This is a genomic window from Sphaerospermopsis sp. FACHB-1094 (assembly GCF_014696195.1).
GTDB classification, from domain to species: Bacteria; Cyanobacteriota; Cyanobacteriia; order Cyanobacteriales; family Nostocaceae; genus Sphaerospermopsis; species Sphaerospermopsis kisseleviana.
This window is the reverse complement of the sequence record NZ_JACJPT010000154.1, coordinates 1-9846: the sequence shown is the minus strand read 5'-3', so window position 1 is coordinate 9846 and position 9846 is coordinate 1. Positions and strand designations below refer to the sequence as shown.

General features: G+C 41.2%; 11 protein-coding genes and 1 pseudogene. 1 reads left to right on the top strand and 11 read right to left on the bottom strand.

Translation table 11 applies throughout. The features are described 5' to 3' along the window. Together H6F47_RS25395 and H6F47_RS25390 are read right to left on the bottom strand one after the other, a co-directional pair. Positions 1 to 510 (bottom strand): hypothetical protein (locus H6F47_RS25395; protein ID WP_199291298.1); only part of this gene is annotated, 510 nt, incomplete at its 3' end. A gap of 520 nt (positions 511 to 1030) precedes the next feature. Then, positions 1031 to 1900, bottom strand: a complete 870-nt coding sequence (locus tag H6F47_RS25390) for a nucleotide sugar dehydrogenase (RefSeq protein WP_242027494.1) — start codon at positions 1898 to 1900, stop codon at positions 1031 to 1033. 288 nt (positions 1901 to 2188) lie between these two features. Between H6F47_RS25390 and H6F47_RS27545 the strand changes: the two genes are divergently transcribed. After that, a complete protein-coding gene (locus H6F47_RS27545; protein WP_199291297.1) occupies positions 2189 to 2341 on the top strand; it encodes a hypothetical protein in 153 nt (50 codons plus the stop codon). On the opposite strand, the gene H6F47_RS25380 is transcribed toward H6F47_RS27545, so the two are convergent. The 9 genes and pseudogenes from H6F47_RS25380 to glyA form a co-directional block, all read right to left on the bottom strand. Further along, the gene (locus H6F47_RS25380; protein ID WP_190348581.1) at positions 2331 to 2738 is read right to left on the bottom strand and encodes a HEPN domain-containing protein; all 408 of its coding nucleotides are present in this window, start codon (positions 2736 to 2738) and stop codon (positions 2331 to 2333) included. The two genes, H6F47_RS27545 and H6F47_RS25380, sit on opposite strands and share 11 nt — an antisense overlap. Continuing rightward, entirely contained in the window at positions 2731 to 3072 is a 342-nt protein-coding gene (locus H6F47_RS25375) for a nucleotidyltransferase domain-containing protein (RefSeq protein ID WP_137667305.1), read from the bottom strand. Before H6F47_RS25375 ends, H6F47_RS25380 begins: the two co-directional genes overlap by 8 nt. An 8-nt stretch (positions 3073 to 3080) precedes the next feature. Further along, positions 3081 to 3203, bottom strand: coding sequence for a hypothetical protein (locus H6F47_RS28730; protein WP_277877183.1), 123 nt, complete (start codon positions 3201 to 3203; stop codon positions 3081 to 3083). A 98-nt stretch (positions 3204 to 3301) separates the two neighbouring features. Continuing rightward, positions 3302 to 4162 carry a Uma2 family endonuclease gene (locus H6F47_RS25370; RefSeq protein ID WP_190651552.1) on the bottom strand — a complete coding sequence of 287 codons (861 nt, stop codon included), beginning with the start codon at positions 4160 to 4162 and terminating at the stop codon, positions 3302 to 3304. A gap of 254 nt (positions 4163 to 4416) precedes the next feature. Next, a complete protein-coding gene (locus tag H6F47_RS25365) occupies positions 4417 to 4503 on the bottom strand; it encodes a DUF4351 domain-containing protein (protein ID WP_347239111.1) in 87 nt (28 codons plus the stop codon). Positions 4504 to 4796: 293 nt separating this feature from the next. Next, the gene (locus tag H6F47_RS25360; RefSeq protein WP_190651550.1) at positions 4797 to 5225 is read right to left on the bottom strand and encodes a hypothetical protein; all 429 of its coding nucleotides are present in this window, start codon (positions 5223 to 5225) and stop codon (positions 4797 to 4799) included. Between the two features lie 176 nt (positions 5226 to 5401). Then, positions 5402 to 6008: pseudogene (locus tag H6F47_RS25355) on the bottom strand (glycosyltransferase); the annotation flags it as partial. 477 nt (positions 6009 to 6485) lie between these two features. Next, entirely contained in the window at positions 6486 to 7745 is a 1260-nt protein-coding gene (locus H6F47_RS25350) for a competence/damage-inducible protein A (RefSeq protein WP_190651548.1), read from the bottom strand. Positions 7746 to 8298: 553 nt separating this feature from the next. Next, positions 8299 to 9582: a serine hydroxymethyltransferase gene (gene glyA, locus H6F47_RS25345; RefSeq protein WP_096569369.1), complete on the bottom strand. Its 1284-nt coding sequence runs from the start codon at positions 9580 to 9582 to the stop codon at positions 8299 to 8301. Between the last annotated feature and the right edge of the window lie 264 nt (positions 9583 to 9846).

The window sequence follows — 9846 nt, the reverse complement described above, 5'->3', positions numbered from 1 at the left end:
TCCTTGATAAAATTCTTTGATTTTATTGCCCACTACAATGGTGAGGTCAACATAGGGAATTAATAGTTTTTCAGTCAATTGGCTGAGGGCTTTGCGGATACTTTTAGCGCCTGCGGTTTCTGTTTCTAGTTCATGGGCATCATAGATGAGCTTGGCTCCTAATTTCAATTTTAGCCATACCCCCAAGGGTAGTAAACCCAGAGAGTGAACATTCACTATGTTTACTTGGTTAGCTGTAGCAAACCTGGATACACGCCACCCAAACTCTAAGTATTTCAGTATTTGTACCCATAAGCTTTTAGACCAACTACGAGATTTCAGCTTGACTCGCCACACTGATCGTCGAGCATCTATTGTTTCAAATTCTTGTAATTTATCCTCATATAGGGCAACAATTAAGATTTTTTTTAATTCTTCGGCCTTGAGTAAACTAGAGGTTTCTTTGAGGAGGCGACTTTCATTACGAAATGGCGTTAAAGTTATATGCAGATTAATACATTCTTTGTTCATATACAGAGTATTTCACCTTTGACCTAGACATTTGTCCAGAGACAATCAAACTATAAAAATGAGGGCGACGTTTAGAGGCTGTTTCTAAAGAAATGTAAAGAAGGAAAAGTCAGGCGATCGCTACATAGTCTATGATTACTTCAAAATCATTTACAAATAGCCTCCTATAAGAGCCAAATATTAAGGACACCTGTCCCTTTCCTTATCCCGAACTCAGGTTAAGTTAACTTAACCACTCTTAATTTAATAGTATACGCGTCAAACTTCCAAAAAGCGGTGATTCCTAGACGCAACTGAATCGAAATAACCGATCTAAACAGATAATTCAATCTCTTAAATTGGTAGGACTTTGGACATAACAAGGCAGTCCGGCGGAAATAAATAGATTCTTGTAGTAGGATGGGCATCTTCTCCCACATCGGCGAGGTACTTCCTTGCTGTACAGAAGAATAAACTGACCACACGTCTGGGGGGTAAGGTCGTGCATTTTCGGGATGCTGCCAAAAATTAGGGAACCAATTTAGTGTTGATACGCCTTCCATTCTAAATAGTGCGGGTCAATGGGGATACAGTGTCCACCTACCCCTGGACCAGGATAAAAGGGCATAATCCCAAAGGGTTTAGTGTTGGCGGCATCTAATACTTCCCAGACATCTATACCCATGCGATCGCACAATAAAGCCAGTTCATTCACTAAGGCAATATTCACAGCGCGGAAAGTATTTTCAAACACTTTGACTAACTCTGCTGCTTTAGCACTATTTACCGGCACAACATGGTCAATGGTTTGCTCATAAAACAACTTAGCGACTGTCAGAGAATTAGGGTCAGAAGCTCCAACAACTTTATTAGTATTCTTGGTGGTATAGCGTTTATTACCAGGGTCTACCCTTTCTGGTGAATGGGCGAGAAAGAAGTCTACTCCTTGTCTAAGTCCTGTCTCCTCTAACAACGGGCGCATAATTTCATCAGTTGTTCCGGGATAAGTCGTAGATTCTAAAGTAACTAATTGCCCCGGTCTCAACCATTTAGCAATGCCTTTAGTGACACCTTCCACATAGCTTAAGTCTGGTGTGAGGTTTTTTGTTAAGGGTGTGGGAACACAAATTACTAGTACATCTATTTCTGGTACAACACCAAATCCTGTGACTGCTTTGAGTTTCCCATCACTAACTACTTGTTTGAGGTCATCATCTTTGACATCACCAATATAATTATCAGCATTATTTACTCTTTCGGCTCTCACAGGATTTTGCTCAATACCAATCACCTGAAATCCCACCTTTGCTTTTTCCACTGCAAAAGGCAAGCCTACATAACCCAGTCCAATAACACCGATAACGGCTTTGCGGTTGATTATTTTCTCTTTCAATTCGTGCAAAATTGTCATGTTAAATTTTTGTGTTGCTCTACTGGTAGCATCTGAATTTGCTGTTTGAGTGTATCATCCAAGGTTCTCAAGCGACGCTGTAACAGACGTATAACAACTAATTGGGTTTCCCCTTCAAGTCGCCCCTGTTGTCGCCCCTGTTGTAATCCCTGTTGTAATCCCTGTTTTCCCCCTGCTGTAATCCCTCTTTCAATATTTCCTCATACCAGGGTGATTCTCTTAATACTGTCATGTCCCACCTCATGATTTGTTGAACTAAGGGAATATCCAATACAAAACTAGCAAAAAATGATAATAACGGTTCTAACTCTTGCAGTTGCTCATTCTGTCTTAACTCTCTCACCGCTTGGCGTAATTTCTTTTCCCTATTTCCACCCTGCAAAATTGGTACAAATTCTCACCAATAAACCGCGATCGCCACTCACTCCGGCTAGGGGCTGAATTTATTTGGTAATAATTTAATTACAAACTCTAGCACTGTCGCAGCCATCTGCAAGGCTTCTTCAGCTTCATACCTTTCCGGCTCAATTATGTCCCCTGGGTAGCGAAATTCGGTGGCGTAAGGTGTTAGAGTGTCCGCCATATCTTCCAAATCCTGAAAATGTGGTTCAAAAACTGAACACATCTCTACTAAAACACCCAGATCATGGGTTTTCTTAAATACTAAATCTTGATATGTCAAATAAGCTTTTAATGCTTTCTCGGCACTCTGTTGACAATGATAAACAACAGCATCTAATAATGATACTTCATTTTCAATGAGTATGCGGGCAACCTTAATATCTCGCTGACTTTTAATTATCCACTGCCTAACCTCCTCATCCTTAGGACTATCCATAAAGGATTTTACCTTGACTGAGTGCCTGACTAACTAATGAACTTGCTACGGTGGACTTTCTTTCTACTTCTGCACGGGTCATAACCAGAATATCTTTTGGTATACCAATCCCATGGAGGGCTTTATATGCTTGACGCGCCCGACGATAGCGGGGTTCATTGGAATCGGAGATAATCACTAACAAATCAACATCACTATCTTCCGTAGGTTCACCATAAGCATAGGAACCAAATAAAATTACCTGTTCTGGATTCAGGGCAGAAACTAGCCGTTGGGTAATATCATCCAATAACTCGCCTGTTATTATTTTTGCAGGTATATTCTCTGTATTCATACAGTCTCTCATACAAAACTAGCAAAAAATGACAATAACGGTTCTAACTCTTGCAGTTGCTCATCCTGTCTTAACTCTCTTATTGCTTGGCGTAATTTCTCTTCCCTGTTTCCACCCTGCAAAATTGGCACAAATGGCAATAGGGTTGATATCTTCTGCTCAAATACCAGTGTAAAGCGATCACTTTAGTTATCATACACATGGTTGAGCGATCGCCTGTTAACATTCCTTAGCCTAGCTCTATGTCGTGTGGGTTAATCCCTAAACTCCGTAGGTGAGCCGCCAGACGTTCTGCCCGTTGGCGTTCCTGTTCTGCCCGTTGGCGTTCTTGTTCTACTTGTTGCTGGGCTAATTCTGCCCGTTGGCGTTCCTGTTCTACTTGTTGCTGGGCTAATTCTGCCCGTTGGCGTTCTTGTTCAGATCGTTGGCGTTCCTGTTCTACAGGTGTAGGAATCCAATTCCCCTCCCCGTCATACCACCGCAACCAGCGGCGATGTACCCCTTGATAAATCCCCTCCCATAGTCCTAAACCTAACTCGGCTTCTTTGAGCCATATTCCCACCCCTTGGGGGCTTAACTCTTGATATTCATTCACTACTAACCCAAAGGCTTGTAACTCATCTGTGTAGCGATTAAATACTATGTAATAGGGAATCCTTAACATCCTTTCATACACCGTCCACTTATTAGGCGGTTGGTTCACTTCCCTGAAACTGCGCCCTAGGTCTTCTTTTTCTGTCCCTGGTGAGAGTAATTCGACTACCACAAAGGGGTAAATTCCCTCCTGCCATGTTACATAACTTAACCTTAAATCTTGGCCATCATAGAGCCTGGATACTCCCAAGACAGCAAACCAATCTGGACGTTTATACCATTGGGGGTGTCGGGAGTCATAATATAAATTTAGGTCACTGGCTGTGAACACCTGATCTTCTTTATAGGTGGGAGGGCGAAAGGTCAGCCGCAGTAACTCTGGTTGTAGTAAGTGAAATTCGTACGGCAAACCAGGCTCCTCTGGGTCTTCGCTCGGTAAGTCATACATGGTGGGTAGAACTTCCCGGGGTGATAAAGGCGGTGAATATTGATACATATAAGAAAATTGTAATATCCCAGTTTGGGGAATGGTGATTGGTGATTGGTGACTGGTGATTAGTGATTGGTGATTGGGTTATTAACTTCTCCTTGCTCCTTGCTACCTGCTCCCTGCCCCTTGCTACCTGCTCCCTGTCATGCTCACGCATTTTTATGGATTCATAGCTCTCTTAAAGCTGTCCTACTGAAGTGTTTTCTCTACTGAGAGGATACCGTTATGTGGGCTTTTTTACTTCTCAGATATCCTCTGAGTTATTGATTATCTTGTAACCATTTTTCTAAATCTGACATATTTGTAAAATCTAATAAAGCTTCTCCTAAAGATTCTAATTCAGGAATAGAGAGCGATTGATTGACATATTCCCTAAATAAATTAGAGTTGACGCTATTAGTTCAAACCGAATACTCAAACGAGGACTTAGGCAATGATCAATGAACCATGTTTTTAATGGGCAACGCCACGAGAACATCGGGGACGACACGAATATCGGGATGTCCTGCGACAAAAATGGTCTCGTCATTGGCAAAGAGGGACTCGATATTGTCTTTAATCTAAAACTTTGATGAAACCTTCATCAAACTTTTACCAGCTTTAATAATATTTATATTATCCTATTAACAGTAAACCCTGATTAGTTGTTATTAATCCAAAAATCTCTGATGTTGTTACCACCGACAACACGAGACTGCTTGAATGTGAACTCACTGACAGAAGGGTTACGATGGGGATCAATTACTCCTGTTGCCTGTTGCCAAAGTTCTGTTGGTGCTAATGATAAATGATATACAGATTCACGTTTACGGACGTGATACCATTTAGTTTCTTGGCAATCTTCACACCAAAACGCCTCTAACCACTCACCCTCTAAAGGAACTGCGGTTTTGGCTGCGATTAACATCAGAGCTTCTTTTCGTCTGATGCCTCTCTCCTGTAGTTGTCCAGGTCTCTCAGCAAATAAACTGTATTTCTGACTCATGCTATCCATGTAGCAGTTATGTACTGGACAATATATAGCTCTACGCTTAGAACGATTCCGATTTCGGTCACACCTTCTCTGCACTTCGGCCTCCTCAATTTTGATCGAAAAAGATCACCAGAAGGTTGCGGTGGAGGGACCGAGATCAATAAGACCATCAAAGCCCTGCTCCTCATTGAAAATTTCAGTTATTAAATTCTAAAAACTAAGTTTTGTAATCCTGTCGGACATTTTATCAAATTTGTGCTGATTGAAACAGTTTAGATTATAGACGACAGACTAGAATGTTGTAGCACACAAAAATATTGGCTTGCAATAATTGGCGGCGTAAAATTTGATTGCAAATATTTTCGAGATGCTTTGTTCATCAGTTCTGCTAATTTGCGATCGCTATTCAGCAGGCGAATAGATTTAGTTTGAGTCACACTATCACCATTTTCAACACTCACGCCACATTTACCATCGATCATCATTTTCCGCAAATAAGAATACTTAGAACAAATCACGGTTATCGGTCTGCCTACCGCTAAGAGGGTGTAGTTTACTAGGTGCAACCAGGCTTTCCATCTCTGCTTCAACACTCACCAAAGACAGATTGCAAGCTGTCAGATAATAAGGTAGCACTTTTTTTCTTAATAAAACAGAAACAGAAAATTTAGTTAGTCCTAAGTCATTTACCTCTTCCAGGAAAATTTGTCGTTTTGCTCCAATACTAATGCAAACAAACTGAATCGGTTCGTCTCGCAATAGTTTAGCAGTTTCCAGAATGGTGTCCATATCGTGACACAGACCCATATTACCAGAATAGAGAACCGTGAATTTATTCACTAAATTATGTTCGGGAGCCAACCAGTTATTGTCCTTGGCATCTTTAAAGCCTCTTAGGTTATTGGCATAGGATTTTTTCTTACCTGTCATATAACTTATCAGCATTGACCTCTTAACATCCAATCAATTTAAAATTTTTCCGGACAAAATAACTCAGTGAAATCACTTTTGTCACCCAAGGATAGATTAGCGAGTATCTTACATGATCTGAAACGCCATATTAGGATTTTCCAGGGTTGAGTTCAGTAATCTCTGTATTCCTTATCTGTTCGCTGTTCCCTCTCCCAAATATAAAATTTATTTTGCACGACTACTTATACACCATAATTTTGGTTATAGAGATGTAGTCTAGATGATTAAGGTTTGCTGAAAAAGTCTTGTGGTAGAGACAGGCAAGAGGCAAGAGTTTGGTCTATTTGTTATCCCCAAATTTTCTGATTTATTGTCCCTCACTGATCACTGCCAACTCCCGACTTCAGACTTCAGACTTCAGACTTCCGATTCTTCGATTTCCTCTTATACTGATGTCCTCACTATAACTGAACGACGCAAATTGTCTAATGCTGTGCAAGCACTGAGGAGGCGAATGAAAGAGCGATTTTTCATAGTTCCAAATTTACACTCATAACTTGTCACCTCATTTCCAGGACCAGCCATACCAATATAGACTAAACCCACAGGTTTTGTAGCAGTTCCTCCACTAGGTCCAGCAATTCCAGTAATACTTAATCCCCAAGTAGTTTGGAGAAGATTTTTCACACCTATAGCCATTTGTTCAGCTACTGTAGCACTCACAGCCCCAAACTGCTCTAAATCGTCAGGGTTAACCCCCAATAATCTAACTTTCACGGTGTTATCGTAGGAAATTACCCCACCCCAAAAGTAATCAGAACTGCCAGGAATTTCTGTCAGTATTTGTCCCAATCCCCCACCGGTACAAGATTCTGCCACTGATAAAGTTTCCCCTGAAGATCGCAACAACTCACCAACAACAGAAGCTAAGGTATCATCATCAGCACCGTAATAATCTAAGCCTGCAATTTCCTTGAGTTGGTTTTCCACAGGTGCAATTAATTCCTTTGCTGCCTTTTCATCAGGCGCTTTGGCAGAAATTCGCAGCCGAACTTCTCCCTTGCCAGCGTAAGGTGCGACTGTTGGGTTAGGTAAATTCAAATAAGCAGATACTTTTTCTGCTAAGGCTGATTCACCAATCCCCCAAAATTTTAAACTGCGACTGTAAATAATTTCCTGACCCCAACCTTGACTTTTCAGAAAAGGTACTGCTGTATCTGTCCACATTCGGTGCATTTCACTAGGAACACCAGGGAAAGTCAAAATAGTTAATCCTGGACGAGGTTGCCAAATAATACCCGGTGCTGTTCCTGTGGGATTTGGTAAAATTTTCGCTCCTTGGGGAATTAAAGCTTGTTTGCGGTTGCTAGGAGACATTACCCGTCCCCTTTGGGCAAATTTCTGAGTTATATCTTCTAGGATTTCGGCACTTTCTACCAAGGGAACACCGAAAAAGTCCGCAATGGTTTCACCGGTGAGATCATCTGGTGTGGGTCCTAAACCACCGGTGAAAATCAGAATTTGCACTCTGGAAGCTGCAATTTCAATCACTTGTTTGAGTCTTTGGGGATTATCTCCCACCACAGTTTGATAGTAGTGAGGAATGCCTAACTGTGCTAACTGCTGGGCGATAAATTGAGCGTTGCTGTTGAGAATATCTCCTAGCAATAATTCAGTACCAACACAAATAATTTCTGCACTCATGGGACTGGTGATTGGTGATTGGTGATTGGGAAAAATCTCTTAACAGTCTATGGTGTAAATGGCTATGTCCATTAGTAATCTAGGGTAATTTACAGTCAATACTGTTTGGTTAAGAGTTTTTGTAGGTTGGGTTGAACAAAGTGAAACCCAACAAACGCTTGTAAAAGTTGGGTTTCGTTCCTCAACCCAACCTACATGATTTATATGTTATTAGTTGACCGAAAAGTATTGAATTTACAGTAGACATCTCCAGAAAAGAAATTATGAAACCTATTTATGGGGGCAGGTCGAAGCTTATGGGATATTTTAGATGTCTGATTTTTCCGTTAAATTATCGCCCATAAGCTTCGCCCCTACAACTTATGACACCTACAACTTATGACAAATTAATACATTCTATTTTGGAGATGTCTAGTTACTAGCCGATACAATTAAGATCCTCTATCACCCTAAAGATTGGAGCGGTATTGACGTTGTAGCCTAGAAATCCCAAGACTGCACCAGCTAAAGCAGCTGCGATTAGGGCTGCTTCTGGTTGGTGCATGAATGCTTTTTAAGCTAGAACTGGTACAGGAATTTCTAGGTGAGGATACAGGGGAAAGCGATCGCACAATGCTGCGACTCGACGACGGCAATCTTCTGCTACTGTTTTAGAATCTGGGGAAAGTAGGCGATCGCTAATAATATTACCAATTTCTGTAAATTCTGCCACTCCTAAACCTCTTGTGGTCATGGCTGGTGAACCTAATCTCAATCCACTGGTAACAAATGGTGATTCTGGATCAAAAGGCACTGTATTTTTGTTAGCGGTGATATTTACCTCACTCACTAACCTATCTGCTTTTTTACCTGTCATACCCACAGAACGTAAATCTACTAGCATTAAATGATTATCTGTACCATCTGATACTAATTTTAAACCTCTATTTTGCAGTTGGGTAGCTAAAGCACGAGCATTTTCAATCACGTGACCAGAATAAGTTGTAAACTCAGGTTTCAATGCTTCCCCAAAGGCTACAGCTTTACCTGCTATTACGTGTTCTAATGGTCCACCTTGAGTACCAGGAAATACTGATTTATCAAACTTTTTACCGAGTTCTGCATCACGGGTTAAAATCAATCCGCCTCTAGGTCCACGTAAGGTTTTATGGGTGGTTGTTGTCACTACATCACAATAGGGAATGGGGTTAGGATGATGCCCTGTAGCTACTAACCCAGCAATGTGAGCAATATCCGCAAGCAGGTAAGCGCCAACTTCATCTGCAATACTGCGGAATTTTTCAAAGTCAATGATCCGGGGATAGGCTGAATAACCGCAAATTAACAGCTTTGGACGTTCTTTAATTGCTAAATCCCGAATTTGATCATAATCAAGCTGTTCTGTCTCTTTGCTAACTCCATAGTGACGCACTTGGAACCATTTGCCGGAAACATTCACTGGTGAACCGTGGGTTAGGTGTCCACCGTGTGATAGGTCCATGCCCATAATTTTATCCCCTGGTTCTAGCAAAGTAAGGAATACAGCAAAGTTGGCTTGTGCGCCAGAATGGGGTTGGACGTTAGCATGAGCAGCACCAAATAATTGTTTAGCTCTATCAATGGCTATTTGTTCAATTTTGTCAACAAATTCACAACCACCATAGTAGCGTTTACCTGGTAAACCTTCGGCGTATTTGTTGGTTAAGACAGAACCTTGCGCCGCTAGTACAGCAGCGGAAGTAAAGTTTTCACTAGCTATCAATTCTAGGTGATCACGTTGCCGTTGTAGTTCTTGGCTGATTAAGTCGTTAACAGCAGGATCTGATGATTTAAGAATGTCTGAGTTGGTTTTGTTCACGGGAATTATCCTTTGATCAAGTTGATAAACTGGTAAAACTGAAGGTTTTGTAGGCAGTACAGCACGGTAATAACAGCGTTATAACTGTTATTTTAATTGCCTTTGAATTTTGACTTCATTATTTAAGCTAAAGGAATTGATACTCCCCACGGCTAAAAGCCGGGGGATTCTTGAATAGTCCACAAACGAACCTTCAACGGTGCTATCAAAGACACCCTACTGATTCCACTGAGGTCTAGACCTAGTTTTATCGCTACTTTAACT

Coding starts and splice junctions, on each gene's coding strand:
- H6F47_RS25390 (WP_242027494.1), bottom strand. CDS start 1,900: ATGACAATTTTGCACGAATTGAAAGAGAAAATAATCAACCGCAAAGCC.
- H6F47_RS27545 (WP_199291297.1), top strand. CDS start 2,189: ATGATAATAACGGTTCTAACTCTTGCAGTTGCTCATTCTGTCTTAACT.
- H6F47_RS25380 (WP_190348581.1), bottom strand. CDS start 2,738: ATGGATAGTCCTAAGGATGAGGAGGTTAGGCAGTGGATAATTAAAAGT.
- H6F47_RS25375 (WP_137667305.1), bottom strand. CDS start 3,072: ATGAATACAGAGAATATACCTGCAAAAATAATAACAGGCGAGTTATTG.
- H6F47_RS25370 (WP_190651552.1), bottom strand. CDS start 4,162: ATGTATCAATATTCACCGCCTTTATCACCCCGGGAAGTTCTACCCACC.
- H6F47_RS25350 (WP_190651548.1), bottom strand. CDS start 7,745: ATGAGTGCAGAAATTATTTGTGTTGGTACTGAATTATTGCTAGGAGAT.